The organism is Microcoleus sp. bin48.metabat.b7b8b9.023 (assembly GCF_013299185.1).
Lineage (GTDB): Bacteria > Cyanobacteriota > Cyanobacteriia > Cyanobacteriales > Microcoleaceae > Microcoleus.
Genome location: NZ_JAAFKG010000041.1, coordinates 1 through 18996, shown reverse-complemented (window position 1 = coordinate 18996; position 18996 = coordinate 1). Strand labels below are relative to the sequence as shown.

The window sequence follows — 18996 nt, the reverse complement described above, 5'->3', positions numbered from 1 at the left end:
TCTAAATTATGCGATTTATAGAACATAATAGAACCAAAATTAAGGTAAAAAACATGACGGCGAAAGTATTAGCAGAACGCTACGAAGTGCAGTGGCAACTGGGAAAACAAACAGGTCGCCAAACGCTGCGGGCTCGTGATTTGCAAACTCAAGAGTTAGTTGTTATCAAACAGCTATTTCTTGGTAGCGATTTTGAATGGCAAGACCTCAAGCTATTTGAACGGGAATCGGAAACTTTAAAGGCACTCGATCACCCAGCAATTCCTCGCTACCTCGACTACCTGGAAATTGACGAATTAGACAGTAAAAACTTTGCCCTGGTACAGACTTATGTAAAGGGGAAAACTTTAGAAGAGCATTTAAAAGCTGGACGTACTTTTAGCGAAAGCGAGGTCAAAGAATTAGCTAAATCGCTGTTAGAAATTTTGATTTATTTGCACGAATAAGAAGTGCCTGTTATTCATCGCGACATTAAACCCAGCAATATTTTACTGCACAGCCGATCCGGTCACTCCGTCGGACAAGTTTATTTAGTTGATTTCGGTTCAGTGCAGAACCAAGCTGCAAAATTTGGCGGCACAATTACAGTAGTAGGAACTTATGGATATATGGCACCGGAACAATTTGGTGGGCGATCGGTTCCGGCTTCCGACTTGTACGGTTTAGGTGCAACTTTGATTTATTTGGTAACGGGTTTGCATCCCACGGAAATGTCGCAGCAGGATTTGAAAATTCAATTTGCCGATCGCGCATCCCAACTTAACCCAGATTTAATCGATTGGCTGGAGTGGATGACAGAACCTAGCTTGGATAAACGGTTATCTTCGGCTGAGGAAGCATTGCTATCGCTCAAAAATCCCCGCCAGATATCTAAAAATATTAGGGCATTGCAGCCGCAAGGTAGCGAGATTAAATTAGCAAAAAATGCTGAGTCGATCGAGATTGTAATTCCGCCAAAAGGAGTCGGTTTTGGTTTAGTTTTCTTGTTTGCGACGGAAGTTGCTGCGACTCTCAGATTGTGGAGCACTTATGACAGTCTACCAGATAGGAAATTTTGGGTGACGATATTAGGATTTTTAATAGTGGGTGTAATAATGTATTTGTTTGCAATGTTTCGGGAATTGCATCTCAGAATCGATCGCCAGCAAATATCCTATAGCGGCGATCTGTTCGGGTTGAAATGGAATTATTGTCGCTCTTCCCCCAGACAGGATATTTGTCGCTTAGAAATTGAAAAGATTGCAGGATACCAAGCTTCTCAGATAATTGTTACATCGGGAAAATCAAAATATAAACTAGGAAAAAAGCAAGGACTAAGTGCATCAGAAATCGAGTGGTTAGCAAGTGAACTCAGTCAGTGGTTAAAATTGAAAATCATTATTGTAAAAACATGAGATTCCGCGTAGCGATCGAATGCTAAGACTGAAAATATCTGCCGATCGCCCAAACAAAGCATTCCCCTGTCAAACTGTGGGATGGGCGTCCCGCCCGTCCGGTATATCTTCAGTGGGATGGGCGTCCCGCCCGTCCAGGCTTTCTCTCAATCTGGTGCAGCATCGATCCCGATCGCCCGTAAAATGCTATCAAAGGGGTTTGGCAACTAGCGCTCATCCCCGATCGTCTGTTAACGTGGAGATATTATTGTGGACTTATCGCTAATTCCGGCACAGCCGAAACCAGGACTGCTTAACGTCCTGATCGAAATTACCGCCGGTAGCAAAAACAAATACGAGTTTGATAAAGAGATGCAAGCTTTTGCACTCGATCGCGTGCTCTATGCCTCAGTGCAATACCCTTGCGACTATGGCTTCATACCCAACACCTTAGCCGATGACGGTGACCCCCTCGACGGCATGGTAATGATGGACGAGCCCACATTTCCAGGGTGCATCATCGCGGCCCGCCCGATCGGAATGCTGGAAATGATCGACGGAGGCGACAGAGATGAAAAACTGCTGTGCGTTCCCGACAAAGACCCCCGTTACGCTCACTATAAGTCCCTCAAAGACGTAGCCCCACACCGCTTGGACGAAATAGCCGAATTTTTTAGAACCTACAAAAATTTGGAGAAAAAAGTGACCGAAATTCTGGGTTGGCAAGATGTCGATCTAGTAATGCCGTTAGTCGAAAAGTGCATCGCAGCCGATCGCAAATAGGTTCCAAGCGCCTGCATCCTCGACTGCAACCCGAGTAACAATTCAGGAAGCCGAACTTAATGCAACCGATCCACGTCTAGGACGTGCAGTCGAGGAGGGGGGTGGCTAGAATCTAAAATCATTGGTGAATCCCCAGTCACCGGAACGGGATTCCTCAAAGAGCCACCCCCGGCACAATCTTGAAAAAAATCCTAGTCATAGAGTAAGATTAAGCGCAAATTCTCAGCAAGCGGGCGAGTGCGTTCTACTTTTGAGGAAAATTTACCCGAATACTGACATCAACGCTATCTTAATCTCAGGACAGTTCCGCACGCCGGGCAGCCCACAGGGTGCAAAAATGGTCTCTAAAGCGTGATATCTGTTACAGCAACCGATAGCGCACAGGTTGAGGCTTCTAACAACCCAAGTGTTCGGTAAGTCTGATTTCCGAGTTTGGTACTCGGATAGTTTCCTATAAAGCGTTTTATAGTACGGATTGCTAAAAACAAAACACTAAAAACTAAACACTAAGATCTCAACTCCCAAGTTCCTGCGCCCAAACCTAAAAAAGATGCCAGATTCCGCACCCTCTCAAACCACTCCAGAGCCTTCCGATCAGAAAGCCAGTATGGAAAATAGTCCTTTGACCGAGTTTGTCGTTCAGTTTTGGGGCGTGCGGGGCAGCATCGCCACCCCCGGCAGCAAAACAATTCGCTACGGAGGTAATACCTCTTGCGTAGAAATGCGCTTGGGGAAAAAACGCCTGATTTTTGATGGTGGCACCGGTCTGCGAGTTCTGGGCCTCAACCTGCTGCGACAAATGCCGGTCGAAGCCCATATGTTTTTCAGCCACACTCACTGGGATCACATTCAAGGATTTCCATTCTTTACTCCTGCCTTTATCCCGGGGAACTGCTTTCACATTTACGGAGCGATCGCCCCCAACGGCACTACAATCAAACAGCGTCTTGCCGATCAAATGCACCACCCCAATTTTCCAGTCCCCATCCAGGTGATGCAGTCAGACCTCAAATTTAACGATTTGACGCCAGGGGATATTCTCGAACTCGACGATGTGAAAGTCGAAACGGCCCTGCTCAATCACCCCAATACTGCGATCGGATATCGAGTCACCTGGGAGGGACACACGGCGGTCTACTGCACCGATACAGAGCATTTTCCCGATCGGCTGGACGAAAATGTAGTACACCTAGCTCGCGACGCAGACGTGCTGATTTACGACGCCAACTACACCAACGAAGAGTATTACGACTTCAAAAACCCAAAAGTCGGCTGGGGACACTCAACTTGGCAAGCCGGAGTAGAAATAGCGAAAGCTGCGGGAGTCAAAAAGATCGTGATGTTTCACCACGATCCGGGTCACGACGACAATTTTCTCGATCGCGTCGAAGCAGACGTGCAGGCAGCATTCGCCAATAGCTGCTTGGCCCGCGAAGGCATGAGCATACCAGTGATCTAGAAAACCCATCCATGCGGGCTGGGAAAAAACTCCTCCAGACCGCAGAAATTAGCAGGCAGAACGCAGAAACAGAATGAATCACGAAACTCCCCCCAAGTATCGCTCTCGTGGCTTGCGGGGGCTTTACTCAACATTGCTGGTGTTGATAATTGTCTGCTGTACAGGAGGCGGATGGGTGGCAGCCCAGACTGCGAGCTCCAACACTCCAGCGCGACTTGCTCAAGTGTCTGCTATTGAAGATAATGGCAATGTCGATCGCATCCCCGAACGCTATCAACTCGGACAGCAACTCTACCTAGAAAACTGCGCCACCTGTCACATCGGCTTACCCCCGCAAGTATTGCCAACAGAAACCTGGCGTCGCTTGTTGCAAGATTCCCAACACTACGGACAAACATTGAAACTCCTAGTAGACCCGCCCCGGTTGCTAGTGTGGAATTACCTGCAAACTTTTTCCCGGCCCGAAGGCAAAGACGAAGAACTAGCTTACCGAGTCGCGAGCTCTCGCTATTTCAAAGCTTTGCACCCCAGAGTCAAGCTGCCACAACCAGCAAATATCAGCAGTTGCGTTACTTGTCACCCCGGCGCGTCTAAATACAATTTCCGCCAGCTTACCCCTGAGTGGGAAAATTCCCCGTAAGGAATCTTAAGTTCTTGATTGAGGAAAATCAGAATTCAAGTCTGGGCGATCGAACCACTGAAATGAGGGCTAAAGTCTGAACGATCAAACCGTGTAAAATATGTTCTTGACACTCACCGCGCCCAAGCGACGGTGATTCTTAGATCCTAGACCGGACTTAAATCAAGAACATTGCTGCACCAGATCCAGAGATCCAATCTCCCTAAGCGTTTACTGTATCGAGTACAGAAGTTCCGACGTGCCCCGTCGTACCTATCCCGCGATTAAGGATATTAATTGCGGCATTACGATCTCTATCCATTTCACATCCACACTTACAAGCATGGGTTCGAGTGGATAGAGATTTTTTAACGACTTCCCCACAATTACTGCATTCTTGACTGGTGTATGCAGGATTTACCGCGATGGTAATCCGACCAAACACTTTCCCAAAGTATTCTAAGAACACTCTGAACTGATACCAAGAAACATCGCTAATTGATTTTGCCAGACAATGATTTTTAATCATGTTAGACACTCTCAAATCTTCATAAACTACTACATCGTTTGATGTGATTACGCACCTGGCAAGCTTAATTGCATGGTCTTTACGCTGTCTACTTATTTTGAGATGTCGCTTACCTAAAATCACTCTAGCTTTGCGGCGATTTGACCCACCCTTGACTTTCCGACTTACAAGACGCCCGGCACGTTTCAACCGCGTTTCACCTCTACGCAGAAATCTCGGATTATCAACCATTTCACCATTTGAATCAGTATAAAACTCTTTCAAGCCCACATCTAATCCAATTGTTTTTCCTGTCATTGGAACAGTTTCTAATCGGTCTACTTGAATGCAGAATTGGACATAATATCCATCTGCTCGTTTAACTAACCGTACCCTTTTAATCTGGTCTGGTTGATAGAAATTAAGATCGCGAGTACCTTTTAACTTCAGTCTGCCAATTCCACACTTATCGGTAAAGGTGATTGATTTTCTATCGAATGAGAGCTTCCAAGAATTAGTTTTGTACTCAACAGAACGACAGTCTTTCTGGAATTTAGGAAACCCAACTCTTTTGCCTTTAATGCCTTTTTTGACGTTTTCATAGAATCGAGAAATACTAGCCCATGCTCTTTCCGCACTAGCCTGTCGGGCCATCGCACCTAACTTATTGGCAAAGTCAAATTCTTTTGCCCAAATCGCACAATATTTAGAAAGATCGAACCAAGATTTAGCATCACCATCCATCCACAGTCGGATCGATTTGTTGCGAATGAATTGACAAATTCTAATCGCTTCATCGACTCCCTGGAATTGATCTGGTTTTGCGTAAGCCTTGAATTCGAGAACGAGCATCTTTGTTTCCTCCTGTTCCTATGATAACACATTTATCATAGAAACTCTCTATTCTCTCCAGAAATATGGAGAAATTCCCCCTAGAAGGGGGAGGCTCTAATCCCAATTTTCTGGTAGTGAAGACTTTAGTCCTCAGAAAAAGCAGGACTGAAGTCCTCACTACAAACCTGTTTTTTAGCCTGTATTCCGCATCCCTGCGGCAATACCATTAATCGTCAGCAGAGCTCCTCGCAACAACTCACCCTTGCTGTAACGCGAGTGAATTACCCCAGGTACTCCGCCAGTACCATGTTGCCGCAAGCGCTTCAGCAGCGAAACCTGCAACAAACCCAAAGGCACAATTGTGGCATTTCGTAATTGCACAGAACGCTGAAGCGATGGATCTCCATCCAACAAACTCTGGTGTCCGGTAATAGTTAAAACCAAATTACGAATCAAGTAGAATTCGGCAGCAATTTGCTCGAATAAAGCCTTAAATCGCTCTCTGTCTGCCGGTAACGCCAACTCCTGCACGTAGTGTTCTGCAATCTGCAAATCTACCTTAGATAATGTCATTTCTACCTTGGAAATTACCATTCTAAAAAATGGCCATTTCAAGTAGAAATACTGCAAAAGTTTCATGTGTTCTTCCGGTTCTTCCAGCAAATACTCTTGTAAAGCTGTGCCGACACCGTACCAAGAAGGCAGCAAAAAGCGGCTTTGAGTCCAGCTAAACACCCACGGAATTGCTCGCAAACCGCTGATGTCTTTCTTCCCGCCGCGACGGGCTGGGCGAGAACTAATTTGCAACTGACTGATTTCTTGAATCGGGGTAACGTGGTGGAAGAAATCGACTAAATCCGGCTGTTCGTAGATTAAATTACGGTAGTGCGATCGCGATTTCACCGATAACTCTTCCATAATCTCGTTCCAAGAGTCGATGCCATCGAAACCTGTGTGCAGCAAACTAGCTTGAATTACCGCCGCCGCCACGGTTTCTAAATTGTAAAGCGCCAACTCCGGCAAAGAATATTTAGAAGCCAAAACTTCGCCTTGTTCGGTAATCTTAATTCGCCCGCTGATACTCTTTCCGGGCTGAGCCAAAATCGCTTTGTAAGCAGGCCCGCCGCCGCGCCCTACCGAACCGCCACGGCCGTGAAAAATTCGCAATTCTACTTCGTGCTTTTCCGCAACCATTTGCAAAGCTTTTTGAGCTTTGTGGATTTCCCAATTGCTGCTGAGGAAACCCGAATCTTTATTACTGTCCGAATAGCCCAGCATCACCTCTTGCAATTTGAGTTTTCGGATTGGACAGTCTAGATTTTGTTCGCTTTCTTTTGCTGTTTGTTGGGCGTATCCTCCGGCTAATAAAGCTCGATAAAGTGGCAGTTCAAATGCCTCCTGCATTACTTTAGGCGCTTTTTTCAAGTCTTCCACTGTTTCAAACAATGGGACTACTTGAATGCTGCTAATTCCTGTAGCTGGATCGTAAAGTCCTGATTCTTTTGCTAGCAACAAAACCGCCAGCATATCGCTGACATCGTGGGTCATGCTGATGACGTAGGTTTCGCAAATTTCCGGGCCGAACTCCTGGTGCATTTGCCGCAATATGCGGAAGGTATTAATTGTCTCGCAAGTTTTGGGAGAAAATGGCAATTCTGCGGGAATTAATGGGCGGCGAGTTTGCAGTTCTGTTGCAAGCCATATCACTCGATCGCTTTCTGACATTTGATTGTAAGGCTTGGGCAAAATTTGCAAGTATTCTGCAATTTCGCTCAAAGCGTCGGAGTGTACTGTTGACTCTTGGCGGATATCTAGGTAAGCCAAGTTAAATCCGTAGATTTCTATTTGACATAGCAGATTTTCTAAGTCCCGACAGCTTAAACCGGTTTCGGTTAAATTGCGCTCGATGAGCTGCAACTCGGTCAAAAACTCGGTTCCCGATCGATAAAGGCCGGTCATTCCGGGATGTTCTGACAAGGCTTCGCGCTCCCGCTGCAACTCGTCTCCTTTGTAGAGGCGCCAGTTGCGATCGCGCGTATTTTCCAGTCGCTGGAGTACGTAAGCGAGTTTCAACCGATAGGGCTCTTGACGGTAGCGGATCGCCCACTGCTCGTAAACCTCGGGAAATTCTGATTTGTCGCGATCGAGCGATTCGAGCAATTCCGGCAATACGTCGCTCCAGTGCAGCGACAAACTCAAAAGTTCGTTCAACCGCTTCACTGCATTGATGTACTTGCACAGCACTAAATGGCGTTGATAGCAAGCCGTTTGCCAAGTAACTTTTGGGGTGACAGAAGGATTGCCGTCTCTGTCGGAGCCCACCCAAGAACCGAACTTGCAAAAATTGTAACTAGGTGGTTTCAGGTAAGGGAAAGAAGCGTGCAGCGCTTGCTTTAAGCGTTGGTAGAGCTCGGGAATCGCATCAAACAGCACTTCGTCGAAGTAGTGCAGGGTGTACTCCACCTCGTCAAGTACAGTCGGTTTGAACTGGTGCAGTTCGTCAGTGCGCCACCAGAGGCGAATTTCTTCCATGAGTTGCTCTTGGAGAGTCGCAGCTTCCCAGGAAGACACCGGGTAGGGGCTTTCTGAGTCGGCCCCGAGTACCTGAAATTTCTCGTCAACTTGGTCTAGCTTTTGGAGAATCTTCGCCATCCGCCGCTGCTTGGTGCGGATCGTGTTGCGGACAATTTCCGTCGGGTGAGCGGTGAATACTAAGCGGATGTCTAACTGATCGATCAAGCGCTGGATTTGCTGGCTGGGTACGTTCAAGCGCAGTAGCATCGGGAACAGTTGGTGAAATGTTCCGGCGTCTTTGGCGATCGCCTCGCTGCTGTCTACCTTGCTCAGAGCTGTTTGGGCGGGGCCTTCCCTGTGCCGCGGGCGATCGGGCGCATCCGTTGCTTGTCCCGGCAGCTTAGCAAACATCCGCCCGCCAGCATCGTTGCTGCCAGTGTAAGCTAGCTGTTGGTCTCGCTGTTCGTAGTGCTGTTCGACAATGTTGATTAACTGAAAATACAGTGCAAAAGCCCGAGCGGCGCGGATGGCGGCGTTGAGATCGAGCTTTTCGATTAGCTGTAGGACATTCGACTCGCGAAAGTGAGTGGCTTGTCCCTCGGCCGAATTGACCGATCGCATTTGTTGGAGCAAATCCACCAATTCCTGCCCGCACTCCTGTCGCAGCACCGATTCCCACAAGTCCTCTACTACTTTGAGGCGATTGCGTAGAAACAGGTCTGATTTTGAGTAAGGGGCAGAATGGGGAATAGATGGTGTATCAATAGCCTGTTCTGAAGACTGGAGGACTGAACTCATCGGGCTGTTCCTCAAATAGCTGCGGGTGTCTAGAAAATTGTATTGTTTAGTTTCGCCGAAAACACTTTTATTTGCAGTCAAATTTGAGACATACGACCTAAGGGCAGTTTACACGACTTTGACCGACATAATGGACAAATCGGACAGCCTTAAATAAAATAAAAAGTGTTCTTCCATAAGAATGCCATGCCGTATGTCACACCAAGAGAAGCAGCTAACGCTTTGGGAGTTAACCCCAGAACCCTTGCCAGATGGTCAGAAGATGGCAAAATCAAAACCATCAAAACCGAAGCAGGGCAAAGACGTTACGATATCGCCGAATATCTCAAACAAAAATCCGGTACAACACAGCTTGCTCGACATTGTACAATTTTGTACGCCAGAGTCTCAACATCCAGCCAAAGAGATGATCTCAAAAGACAAACTGAGGCACTTACTACAAGTTACCCAGGCTGTGAAGTCATCACAGAAATTGGATCGGGACTCAATTTTAGGCGGCGAAAGCTTAACGCCATTCTGGAACGAATTATCAGCGGCGATATCCAATGTCTTGTCGTTGCCCACAAAGACCGACTTGCCCGATTTGGCTTCGACCTCATCGAATGGCTGTGCGAAAAATTCGATTGTAAACTCGTGGTTCTCTACCAGCAAAAATACAGTCCGCAGACAGAACTCGTGCAAGATATGCTGTCAGTCATCCACTGTTTCAGCTCAAGGATTTACGGACTCCGTAAGTACGAAAAACAACTCAGGGAAGACTCGTCCATACAAAAGCAAAAAACGACACTCACAGAAATTGACAGCGAAATTAGCGCCGAACTCTGTGAAAAAAATTCGGGTTTATCCCGATCGCAAGCTTAACTCAATCTGGCGACATTGGTTAGCGGGTTGTCGCTTTGTTTACAACCGCTGCATAGAGGTTTTAAAAAATGGTTTTCACGGTAGTAGCTATGACTTAGAAGCCCAAATCCTCTCGGATTTACCAGATTGGCTCAAAACAGTACCGAGACACCCCAAAGCTAACGCGGTACAAGATGCTTATGATGCCTGTCGCCAAGCAAAAGCTACCCTTGGTGACGCAAGATTTCGCAATTGTCGCCAATCAGTAGCTACAATTAAATTCAAAAATGGCAATTACATCAAAGGCACTTGGTTCCCTCAACTAACCAAAGGGTGCGGCTTTGAATCTTCCCAACCACTGCCAGACTCTTGCAGGTACGGCACCCAGTTAGTGCGAGACAGGCGACGTTGGTTTGCTGTAATTCCCGAGCATATTTCCACAGCAACAACTACCCAGAATCAGGTAATTGCTCTCGATCCTGGGGTGCGAACATTTTTAACTGGTTACGACGGAGAAACGGTTTTAGAGATTGGCAAGGGAGACATAGAGCGAATCGTGAGATTATGCTTTCACCTTGACAAATTAAGGGGCCGTGCCTACCAAAAACAAGTTAGGACTAAGCAACGCCGTTCTTTACTTCGTGCTGCTGACAAAATCCGGATCGAGGTTCGCAATTTAGTGGATGAACTTCATCGCCAAACTGTTAGTTACTTAGTCCGTAATTACAAGGTGGTGTTTATCCCCACTTTTGAAACATCATCCATGGTTTTGAGAGCAAAAAGGCGGATTAATACAAAATCTGTACGGTCAATGCTAACTTGGAGCCATTACAGATTTAAGCAGTTACTAATAGCTCTGGCTAAACGTTCGGGCGTCTTAGTCGTAGAAACTAACGAGGCTTATACCTCTAAAACCTGTGGCAAGTGCGGTCACGTTCATGCCAGATTGGGTGGCAACAAAATCTTTAAATGTCCTGAGTGCGGTTATATTGCCGACCGGGATGCAAACGGTGCTTTTGGTATCATGCTAAAAGCTTTGGCGGGTACGCCCTTCACCCTTGCGGGTGATGCTATCGAGGTATTTTCAGGTGTCGGAGAAATCCAAAATGTCTGAAATGTATCGCGTAAATGTACCACATCTTATACAATTTGCGATTTGCGATTGCGGATGACTGATGACGATCGTGGTTTGGACTACCGGGCCTGCCTTTCCTGGTGTTTTGCAACTAATCTTGCGATGCGAAACCACTGATGGAGAAGCTGGAAGCAATGACAAATTGTAACAGCACGGATTCTACCGGCTGTCAAGCTTTTTGGTCAAAAAATTTAGCGTTGAACTGACCTTAAGATTGCTATTCCTGCGAGTGAGGAAAGTTGAGTACCGGGAGGCGCGAACCCCGAAAGACTTCTTCGCTTTCAATGCCGATCGAACTCACAAACTCAGCAGCAGCTTTGGCAGCCAGCAACCCGCCCAGCATGGGTAAGGCGGCCAAGCTCAATAAAATATCTGAGGGAATTGGCAATTTTGGACTCTGAGGTGTTTGAGTTTTGGGCAAGTCTTGGTTTTCCGACGGCATAGCTCCCTCCTGTATAATTCAGTATCCTTAGTTTACAGCAGAAGGCAGAAGGCAGAAGGCAGAAGAGCAATGGTTTCAGCAATTAAGAACGTCCTAATCTTTTTTGGGCGCGGTTGCGAAAGTGGGGGAAATAATCATTTTGACTTCTGACCTCGCTTAACTGGTCTAATTGTGCCAGAATACATTCGAGGTATTGCCCAAAACATTATTGCCCAACGGATCGCAGCCGAGCGGATACAGAGATCGCCAGCAAGCCGAGCAAGAGTTAAACCGGATGCAAAGGTTAGGCTCGGCAAATAAAATAATTGTATGTAAAACCTGTAAACTGTGCTATCTGTAGAAAACAAAACCAGCTTTGACGAAATTTAAAGTCCCATGTTGAATGCGAACGGGAGTATATTGGCAGACAATCGATCGCCCGCATCGCAGTGGGCGCAAAAAGCTTTGGGACTGCCCGAGGTACAGGTACAAGCGCGTTTGCGCGGAAATCACCTGCATATTTTGTGCGAAGCGCAATTGTGTCCGTCTCAGGAATTGGTGACGGCGAGATTTAAAAGCGCGATCGAACAAACTGATTTAACGCGACTCCTGCCCGATCGAACTAAAATCTACCAGTTGTTTCTGTGCGGCCGCAAACTCGGTTCCCGACAAAATGACTGGACTGTCCGGCTCGATTGCAGCGGCAAACAGCGACAGCCACAGCCACAGCCACAGCGACGGGAACCGGAACCGGAACCAAAAGTTTCCGAAATGCCACCACCAGCGAGTCCCCCCGACAGCGAACCGCCAACAAGTCGTAAAAAAGGCGGACTCTTCGACAGATTCAAAAATGAAAACCGCAACCTCAAACTAAAAACAGCACAGGTAGAAACCCCGGCACCAATGCCTCAGGTGCGGGAAGAAATGGATTTTGATACCGAAAGTTTCCCCACGGCCTCCCGGATTGAATATCCAGAAGTTTTTGAAACTTCTCCGGTGACGATCGACACTTCGGCAACGCGGGAAGCTTTCAGTCCCCCCGTTTCTGCGCCAGCACCGCAAACATCCACGCAACAGCAGGCAAGTCGCGGCGCGGTGGCCTTGATTCAATCCCCCGAAACAGGCTCGGGTGACAGTGATGGCGGCGGCACTTTGACCGTTTCAGCGGAAACTTTGGCGCGGCGGGGCTATCCAGATGCGATCGCCAGCTATCTCAGCGAAATCCTCGGGCCGATGGGTGTATCTGTCAAAGTCAGCATTCGCGAAAAAGAAGTCAAAAGCAGCCGGGAAACCCAGCATCCCAATACACCACAACTTCTCAAGTCCAAGGAAAGACGGCTGTTAGTGCTGTGCGAGTCAGCCTACAGCCCCGAACCCTCCTTGCTGGCAGAACCGATCGCCGCTAGGCTGCGGAAACTGCAACTAGAGGACTTCCGGGAAGCCGCGATCGGCAGCCAAGTTGCAGGCGAATCGAAGCCGGACTGGGTGCTGCGAGTCGATTTGACGCCACCGGACACAATTCTCAAGGAATGGGCACGCTGGGGAGACGTACAGTCGATCGCCAAACTGCTCAACCAACACTTGGCGACATCAACAGTCGAAGTGCGAGCCACTCTCAAAGAAGCAACTCTGCACCTGTTTTGCAGCAAAACAGTCAAAAAAGGACAAAAATCCAAACGACAAGAATATCCTGACAAACAGCAAACTACCGATGCGATCGCCCCTTTGTTAGCATCCTTCGCGCCCCAAGGCATCCGTGCAGCTACCCTCTACGGCGTAGAACCGGCCAGCGACAGCACAACCGAGCCGGAGTCGCCGGTATGGATCGACTGGATCGACTTACCAGCAGCCCACCACCCCGACTTAGCTCCCAACCCGAGGATGTTGGCAGCCGAGGGCGATCAATTGGCCTTGACTTTTTTGCTCAATAGGTTTCTCAATCCCAATCTCAACCGCAAGCTGGAAACCGGAGGGATTCGGGCTGTGGCGCTGCACAAAGCCAACGTGCTCCACGTCATGACTGAAGCTCTGACTTGCCCTCCTCAGTCGAAGGTAGGCCCGTCGGTGGCTAAATTCTTGCGGCAGTTACAAATTCCGGGAGTGGCAGGGGTGCGGGTATACGGGCGCCGCGCCGGTCAGAAAATGCCTTTGTGGCGCTACGGTATCGATCTCAAAATGGCGGTTGACGGGGAATTAGCACCAACAACTTCATCGGCTCCCTCGCAACAGGCTGTCTTGGAAAAGGAAACGGTGCCGGACTTTGCGCCGTCGGCGGCGGATGGAAGTTTTTCTGCTCTGGGCGATAATTTGGTGTTCGATGCTCCTGCACCCGACTCCTCGCGGCCGCGCTTCAAAATTAGACTCCCCGGTTACCAGTTGGGCGAGCAATTGGTTCAAGCTGTGGTGCAGCCGCTTGTTGCTTCGGGTTTGTTTGTTCCCAACGACGCTTTGTCAATGAATGCTGCTGCGCCCGGTGGCGTGAGAGCCGATCGCGCGGCGGGCATGGCTTTGATTTGGGCGATCGCCGGCTGTCTGCTGACCTTCAATACCGATTGGTTGCTGGGTCTATTTCTTAAATCTGCGACGGTTAGTCAGGCTCCTAGAGCCTCCGAAGTTTGCAGGGGCCCAAATTGTCAAAATTTATCCCCCAAGCCTCAGCTCGACGTTGAAGGCTCTCTCACGAATCCTGACTCTCCCTCTCCTTCTTCCCCTTCCTCTGAACTCCCGGTTCCCGAGTCTCAAGAGGTGAATTTGCCTCAAATTCCGTTGCAACCATCGCCGTCCGCGAGCGGGGAAGAGGCTTTCAACGGTTCTGGGTTTACAAAACCGGGAAATACTAGCGTGCCTGTAGCTGATGTTTCGGCTGCTCCGGTGTTTCCGAGTTTGAGGAGCGAGCAGCTTGACGAGCAGATTGCGCGCTACCAAGAGTACATCCGCCAGCACAAAAAACCGCCGGATATTCTCATAGTCGGGAGTTCTAGGGCGCTGCGGGGCATCGATCCGGCGGTGTTGGAAACGGCTTTGGCTGCTGGAGGCTATCCAGGGCTGAGGGCTTACAATTTTGGGGTGAACGGAGCTACTCTGCAAGTGGTAGATTCGATCGTCCGCCGGATTTTGCCACCGCAACAATTGCCGAAATTGCTGATTTTGGCGGACGGGGCGAGGGCTCTCAACAGCGGGCGGCCGGATTTGACTTTTAGCGCGATCGCCTCTTCTGAAGGTTACAGGCAATTGGCTCGGGGTAGTTTTCTGATCCGCACCAATCCATTAGAATCCCCAACATCTAACGAAACTGCCAAAAATCCGATCGCGACTGCTGGTGAATTGGTGCACAATTTGGAACAAAGTCAAGCGAATGTTCAACAATTTCTGAGTCAAAAGTTGGTGGATACTTCTGCAACTTACAAAAAGCGCGATCGGCTGAAGGGATTTTTGCGATCGATCGCGAATCCAGCAGCCCCTATTGTCACCCAAAGCCCCCAAATCGCAGCCGACGACGATAAACCAACCACGGAAAACGCCCAGCTAACTGCTGCGGGTAAAGCACCCAGCGAGTTTCAACCAAACGGCTTTTTGCCGATCGACATCCGCTTCAATCCCGATACTTACTTTCAGAAACACGCCAAAGTATCTGGATATTACGACACCGACTATCAAGATTTTAAATTGACAGGGGAACAAACTGTAGCGCTCAAAAACACGATCGAATTTACCAAAGTTCGCAACATCAATCTCGTGTTTGTCAATATGCCTCTGACTGCCGATTATTTAGATCCGGTGCGGACAGGTTACGAACAAGAATTCCGGCAATATATGCAACAATTAGCAGCTCAAACCGGACTAATTTTCCGAGATAATAGTTTATTGTTGCCCCAAGCACGGGAATCTTTTTCTGACCCCAGCCACCTCAACCGTTACGGTGCTGTTGCAGTTTCCAAGCGGTTGGCTCAAGATCCGATGATTCCCTGGCCTGTGAAGAAGTAGAGTTACTCGCTTCCTGGTAGCAGAATCTCGCTAGATGGATAGGGAAAAATTTATCAGCTACTGCTAAGCGAGAAATTGTCTGTTATGTTCGAGGGAGAGAGGGGAGAAATACGAGTTGTGGATGCCCATATCAGAAACCGGGTTTCTTCGTAAACTTCTCGTTTCTCATCGCAAAATTTTCGTAGAAACCCGGTTTCTAGCCCCCAAACGCATCAGAGAAAGAAACTGTATGAAAAGATTGGTATTTCCTGAAAATAGCAAAAATAAACAGATAAAAAGTCCCAGAAAAAATCTGGCTTTGATATTTTTCATACTATCTCTAGCTTTTTTCCTGTTTAGCTTGTATAAAGGTTTATTTTTACCTTTTGCTTTATCAACTCCGGCGCCCAGCAGCGAACAACAAACTTTGCAACCCTTCGAGCAAGTTGTCAAAGACGCGCAAAAGTTTGAAGGGCTGTTTACCCTTTACCGCAATCTGGCAACTAATAAAGTTTATCTAGAAATTAAACCGCAACAACTGAATAAAAAGTTTCTGTGTTTCGTCACATTGGCATCAGGTTTGGGGGAAGGGGGAATTTTGAGCGGATTGCCGATGGGCGATTTCTTGTTTCAACTCCGGCGAGTCCAAAATAAAGTCGAGTTTGTCATACCGAATATCAATTTTCGCACGCGTCCGGGCGACCCGCAAGCGGGTTCGGTGGCAAGGGCATTTAGCGAGTCGATTCTCTATTCTTTGCCACTCAAAAGCCTTCATCCGCAAAGACAAACTCTGCTGATCGACTTAGGCGATTTGCTGATGAGCGAAAAGCGCGACTTACCGGGGGTTAAAGCGATTTTGCCGGCGATTTTGGGCGCTGATTACTCGATCGATGAAGACAAATCTTATTTTAAAGATGTGAAAGCGTTTCCGCTGAATGTAGAAATTGCTTCTATTTACGGTTTTTCCAGCGATAATGACAGTGCAGTTAACTATTTACCTTCGATTCCTGACAGTCGGGCTTTTAACCTCCGCATTCACTACAGTTTCTCGGAAGTGCCTCTCAATAACGGCTACCGCCCCAGACTTGCAGACGAGCGAGTCGGCTATTTTCTGACAGCATATAAAGACTTTTCGGACAAAAGCAGCCGGGAGCCTTTTGTTCGCTATATCAATCGCTGGCATTTGCAAAAGCAAATCCCGACGGCGCCGATGTCGCCTCCGGTGCAGCCGATCGTCTTTTGGATTGAAAATAATGTCCCTCTAGAATACCGCAATGCAATTCGCGAGGGCATTTTAGAGTGGAATAAAGCTTTTGAAAAAGCAGGTTTTACTGAGGCAATTCAGGTCAAACAAATGCCGGACAATGCTAAATGGGATCCGGCTGATGTCCGCTACAATACTGTTAGGTGGTCGAGCTCTTTTGAGTCAGATTTTGCCGGACTCGGGCCGTCTCGCACGAACCCGCTAACCGGGGAAATCTTGGATGCTGATATTTTGTTGGATGCTAATATTGTCCGGCTAATCAAACAGGGATATCGGTCTTTGGTAGAACAAAATCGATCGCTAGCGAGGAGTTTTCAAGGCCGAAACGGCTCTAATACCAATCCCTGTCAGTTCGGGATGTATTCTCGCTATTTGCCGATGCTCGAAAATGCAGATTTAGGCAAAAGCAGCGGGGAGAATTCTCAGGGTAGAATTGTTGATGATTTGCCGACTTTGGTGGAAAGATATCAAGAGCAAAAGCGATCGCCCTTATCGCGCTTGATGCTGAGTTCGGATATGTGTTTTGGGTTAGAATCGAGCCGGCAATTTGCGATCGGGGCAATGTCGATGTCGCTACTGGATAATGCAGCGCCTAACAGTCCGGTGCTTGATAATTATGTTAATGATTATATCCGAAATTTGACTGCCCACGAAGTCGGTCACACTCTCGGTTTGAGGCACAATTTTCACGGCAGTACAATGCTGCAACCAGAGGATTTGAACAATACCCAGGTAACTCGCACCCCCGGTATGGTGGCGTCGGTGATGGATTACCTGCCGGTGAATTTGGCACCGCAGGGAACTGTACAGGGCGATTATTATCCCACGATTGTAGGGGCTTATGACGATTGGGCGATCGAGTACGGTTACAAAGTTCTTGGTGGCGCCAACCCCAACAGCGACTTACCAGCGCTGCAACAAATTGCCAGTCGCGCGGGGGAACCGCAATTAGCTTATGCGCCGGATGAGGATACTGTTGACAATCTCGATCCCGCTGCAAATGCCTTCGATCTCAGTAACAATATGCTGAGGTACTCGCAATGGCAATTGGATAATGCTAAGGCAATGTGGAAGCGTTTAGAAAAGCGCATTCCGGCTGGGGAAGACGGTTATAACGAACTGCGGGTGATGTTTGATTCGGTGTTCGGGTATTATTTTCAGCAGGTGATGAATGCTACTTTGTACGTCGGCGGACAGTCGTTTAGTCGGATTCGCCCGGGCGATATTAATGCGAAATTGCCGTTTGTGCCGATCGAGCTTTCGCAGCAGCGGGAAGCATTAGCAACATTGGACAAGTACGTATTTGCAAGCGATGCGTTTAGTTTTGCGCCGGAGTTGCTGAATAAATTAGCGCCTGCGCGCTGGGAGCACTGGGGAAGTCCGGCTTTGGTGTTTCCTCTAGATTACCCGATCGGCGATCGAATTACTTTTATGCAGCGATTTGTGCTGCGAGTCTTGCTATCTCCAGTGCGGCTGGCGAGACTGCGGGATGCGGAGTTAAAATCAGCCTCGGAAAGCGCTTTGAAATTGCCAGAATTGTTCGATACTTTGCAAAAGGATATTTGGAAAGAGGTTTTGCAGCCGGAAAAGAAGATGCAAATTTCGACTTTTCGGCGATCGTTGCAGCGAGAGCATTTGGCAATTTTAATCGGAATGGTGCTGCGAAAAACCAGTGCACCTGAGGATGCGCGGACTCTGGCGTGGTACGAGTTGCGGCAGTTGCGGGAGGGTTTGAGCAAAAGTATTCGCAATCTGGACAAGAATGCGGATGCTTATACGCAGGCTCATTTGGAGGAAACGCGCGATCGAATTTCTAAGGTTTTGAACGCACAGATTCAGTCAAATTAATATGGGGTTAATATGGGGGCCAAGAAACCGGGTTCGGACTTTAGTATTTTTTTTGCAATACTGAGTATCCTACAAATAATTTGCAAACACTAAACTTCTGTCATCGCAACGATTTGAGCGATCGTTAATCCTAACTGCGGAAAAGTTGGAGAAACAATAGTGTCTTCTCCTTGATAACGCTGTGCCTGATATTCACCATCGATTAAGCAGTTAACAGTTACTGTAGGCTGTTTTGGAGAACCAATATACTGAACGCCTCCCAATCCAGCATAATCAACAATCCAATACTCCAAGATTCCTAAAGTTTCATACTCATTCAATTTGATGCGGTAATCATCCCGCCAATTGGTACTAACAACTTCGATCGCCAAGGGAGGTGGAACATAGGCAGCAGCAGAGGCAGAACTTTGACGCATTCTAGCCCATTCTTCCTTGGCAAATACCACAATGTCAGCTTTACGACTCGATTCACTTTCGCCCGGGGCAGCATTCAATCTGACTTGTTTATTTTGGCGTTGCTGAGTTAGAGTATGAATAGGAGGAATAATTTATGCAATGCCCTGAATGTAAATCAACCCATATCCGTAAAAACGGCAAGAAGAAAGGAAAACAAAATCACATTTGTGTCCAATGCAGT

The 18996-nt window shown here is 47.8% G+C and carries 11 protein-coding genes and 3 pseudogenes; 10 read left to right on the top strand and 4 right to left on the bottom strand.

Translation table 11 applies throughout. The features are described from left to right. Window positions 1-8: 8 nt before the first annotated feature. The 5 genes and pseudogenes from QZW82_RS21380 (at window position 9) to QZW82_RS21360 (ending at window position 4255) form a co-directional block, all read left to right on the top strand. Window positions 9-1394: pseudogene (locus QZW82_RS21380) on the top strand (serine/threonine-protein kinase). A gap of 19 nt (window positions 1395-1413) precedes the next feature. After that, window positions 1414-1659, top strand: a complete 246-nt coding sequence (locus QZW82_RS21375) for a hypothetical protein (protein ID WP_293152466.1) — start codon at window positions 1414-1416, stop codon at window positions 1657-1659. Further along, a complete protein-coding gene (locus QZW82_RS21370; RefSeq protein WP_293152463.1) occupies window positions 1644-2156 on the top strand; it encodes an inorganic diphosphatase in 513 nt (170 codons plus the stop codon). Before QZW82_RS21375 ends, QZW82_RS21370 begins: the two co-directional genes overlap by 16 nt. A 550-nt stretch (window positions 2157-2706) precedes the next feature. After that, window positions 2707-3615 (top strand): MBL fold metallo-hydrolase, encoded by a 909-nt coding sequence (locus QZW82_RS21365; RefSeq protein ID WP_293152460.1) that lies wholly within the window; start codon window positions 2707-2709, stop codon window positions 3613-3615. A 73-nt stretch (window positions 3616-3688) separates the two neighbouring features. Next, a complete protein-coding gene (locus tag QZW82_RS21360; RefSeq protein WP_293152456.1) occupies window positions 3689-4255 on the top strand; it encodes a diheme cytochrome C in 567 nt (188 codons plus the stop codon). Between the two features lie 202 nt (window positions 4256-4457). Here the strand turns inward: QZW82_RS21360 and QZW82_RS21355 are convergent, their stop codons facing one another. Both QZW82_RS21355 and ppc read right to left on the bottom strand, forming a co-directional pair. Continuing rightward, window positions 4458-5594: an RNA-guided endonuclease TnpB family protein gene (locus QZW82_RS21355; RefSeq protein ID WP_293152453.1), complete on the bottom strand. Its 1137-nt coding sequence runs from the start codon at window positions 5592-5594 to the stop codon at window positions 4458-4460. A gap of 174 nt (window positions 5595-5768) precedes the next feature. Further along, window positions 5769-8888 carry a phosphoenolpyruvate carboxylase gene (gene ppc / locus QZW82_RS21350; protein WP_293152450.1) on the bottom strand — a complete coding sequence of 1040 codons (3120 nt, stop codon included), beginning with the start codon at window positions 8886-8888 and terminating at the stop codon, window positions 5769-5771. 186 nt (window positions 8889-9074) lie between these two features. Between ppc and QZW82_RS21345 the strand changes: the two genes are divergently transcribed. Together QZW82_RS21345 and QZW82_RS21340 are read left to right on the top strand one after the other, a co-directional pair. Beyond that, on the top strand, window positions 9075-9749 hold the full coding sequence (locus tag QZW82_RS21345) for an IS607 family transposase (RefSeq protein ID WP_293152447.1): 675 nt from the start codon (window positions 9075-9077) through the stop codon (window positions 9747-9749). Next, window positions 9712-10842, top strand: a complete 1131-nt coding sequence (locus QZW82_RS21340; protein ID WP_293152444.1) for a transposase — start codon at window positions 9712-9714, stop codon at window positions 10840-10842. Before QZW82_RS21345 ends, QZW82_RS21340 begins: the two co-directional genes overlap by 38 nt. Before the next feature lie 238 nt (window positions 10843-11080). On the opposite strand, the gene QZW82_RS21335 is transcribed toward QZW82_RS21340, so the two are convergent. Then, window positions 11081-11305: a hypothetical protein gene (locus QZW82_RS21335; RefSeq protein ID WP_293152441.1), complete on the bottom strand. Its 225-nt coding sequence runs from the start codon at window positions 11303-11305 to the stop codon at window positions 11081-11083. A 375-nt stretch (window positions 11306-11680) separates the two neighbouring features. Between QZW82_RS21335 and QZW82_RS21330 the strand changes: the two genes are divergently transcribed. Both QZW82_RS21330 and QZW82_RS21325 read left to right on the top strand, forming a co-directional pair. Further along, window positions 11681-15268, top strand: a complete 3588-nt coding sequence (locus QZW82_RS21330; RefSeq protein WP_293152438.1) for a hypothetical protein — start codon at window positions 11681-11683, stop codon at window positions 15266-15268. 229 nt (window positions 15269-15497) lie between these two features. Further along, window positions 15498-18359, top strand: coding sequence for a zinc-dependent metalloprotease (locus QZW82_RS21325; protein ID WP_293152435.1), 2862 nt, complete (start codon window positions 15498-15500; stop codon window positions 18357-18359). A gap of 89 nt (window positions 18360-18448) precedes the next feature. Here the strand turns inward: QZW82_RS21325 and QZW82_RS21320 are convergent. Then, window positions 18449-18874: pseudogene (locus QZW82_RS21320) on the bottom strand (Uma2 family endonuclease); the annotation flags it as partial. Window positions 18875-18909: 35 nt separating this feature from the next. On the opposite strand from QZW82_RS21320, the pseudogene QZW82_RS21315 reads away from it, so the two are divergent. Beyond that, a pseudogene (locus QZW82_RS21315) lies at window positions 18910-18996 on the top strand (IS1 family transposase); the annotation flags it as partial.